This is a genomic window from Kitasatospora sp. NPDC056531 (assembly GCF_042794375.1).
GTDB lineage: Bacteria > Actinomycetota > Actinomycetes > Streptomycetales > Streptomycetaceae > Kitasatospora.
The window spans coordinates 1-1,893 of sequence record NZ_JBHTTU010000317.1 but is presented as its reverse complement, the minus strand read 5'-3'; the positions used below and the strand labels follow the sequence as shown (position 1 = coordinate 1,893).

Sequence of the window (1,893 nt, the reverse complement as noted above, 5' to 3'; positions counted from 1 at the left end):
TCCTTGAGGATCGCCCGCGCCAGGGTGATCCGCTGCCGCTGGCCGCCCGAGAGCGCGGCACCGCGCTCGCCGATCAGAGTGTCGTAGCCGTCGGGCAGGGTCGCGATGAAGGAGTGTGCCTCGGCCATCGTGGCCGCCTCGACCACGGCCTCGTCCGAGGCCGCGAAGCTGCCGTAGCGGATGTTGTCGGCGATGGTGCCGTCGAAGAGGAACGGGTCCTGGGCGACGAAGCCGATCACGTGGCGCAGATCGTGCCGCGGCAGGTCGCGCACGTCCCGCCCGTCGAGCAGCACGGCGCCGGACTCCGCGTCCTGGAAGCGCATCAGCAGCTTGGCGACCGTGGTCTTGCCGGAGCCGGTGGCGCCGACGAGGGCGGTGGTCCGCCCGGCGGGGATGGTCAGCGAGAGGTCGTCCAGCGCCGGCGGCCGGCCGGGGTAGGCGAAGGTCACGTTGTCGAGGACGATCTCGCCCCGGACCTTTTCGGCGTCGAGCGGTTCGCCGGTGCCGTCCACCTCGAGGGGCAGGTCCCGCAGCCGCTGAACCCGGTCGTAGGCGGCGATCGTGCGCTGGTACTGGTCGACGATGCCGCCGAGGCGGTTCATCCGGAACAGCACCATCTGGGGCAGACCGATCAGCGGGCTGAACACCTCGAACCGGAGGTTGCCGTTGAGCACCGACTGGCCGCCGACCAGCAGGGTGCCGGCCATCGAGGCGGTCGTACAGGCCCGGACGGTCTCGGCGTGGTGGATCGTGCTCCGATCGGTCTGCTGGCTGCTCTCCTGGACCTCTCCGCTCAAGCCGTCGATGCGTTCGGCCTCGTAGTCCTCCGTACAGAAGCTCTTGACGGTGGCACCGGCCTCCAGCGTGTTGACCAGCTGGCTGTGCAGCCTGGCCCGGTTCTCCCCGGAGACGGCGTAGTCGGCCGCGGCCTTGTCCTGGTAGCGGAGCGACAGCCAGGCGATGACCGGGATGGGCAGGAACGCGATCCAGGCGATCTGCGGCGCCAGCAGCAGGAACACCGGCACCAGGACGGCCAGGCTGGTACCCAGGTGCAGCACGTCGCTGGCCGAGGTGGCGAAGAAGGCGCCCAGCTGGCCGACGTCCTCGGTGAGCGCACCCGCCACCCGGCTGGTCCGCTCGCCCTCCAGGTGCCGCAGTTCGAGGTGCTGCACATGGGCGTACGTACGACTGCGCCAGTCGTGCTCGATGTCCTGGCCGAGCCCGCGCCACTGGAGGTTCGACGCGTACGACAGGCCCGCCACGGCGGCACAGGCCGCGGCCACCAGCCCGGCCAGGCCCCAGAGTTGGGCGGAGGCGGTGGTCAGGCCGAGGCGGACCAGCGGCGCCGCCTCACCCTTGATGAGCACCAGTCCCGTCCAGCCGAGGAAGGTCCCGAGCGCCATCTCCGAGATCTGGCAGGCGACCGAGAGCGCGGAGGCACGGTAGAGGCGCTTCCGGTGCGACCCGACGATCTCCAGCAGGGGGTGTCGATCGGCTCCGGCTTCGACCCCGGAGAGGTCCCGGGTGGTGTCGACCGCTCCGTGCCAGGCCTTCCGGAGCACGGCCACGGTCGCGGCCGCGACCCCGCCGACGGCCACCAGCTGCCTGCTCAGCGCCGACCCCTTGATCAGCGCGACGCCGGCCGCGACCCCCCCGCCGACGGCGAGCACGGGACGCACGACCAAACCGCGGTCCGCACGCGGGGCCGGTTCGACGGCGGGCCGCGCCGGCGCCGGCCGTACCGTCCTGGTCGGCCCCTCCGCGACCAGGGCGACCGCTCTGCGGACGATCCGGCCGACGTCCGCGGCGCGGACCCGCGCGTCGTGCCGGACGAGAACCCCGCCGGTGATCGGACTGGCCTGCGCCTCGGTGATCCCGGGGACGCGGCGCAGG

General features: G+C 72.5%; 1 protein-coding gene. It reads right to left on the bottom strand.

Translation table 11 applies throughout. The features are described from left to right. A partial coding sequence (locus ACFQ87_RS46040; protein ID WP_380617017.1) for an ABC transporter ATP-binding protein occupies positions 1-1,892 on the bottom strand: 1,892 nt, incomplete at its 3' end. Position 1,893 lies beyond the last annotated feature (1 nt).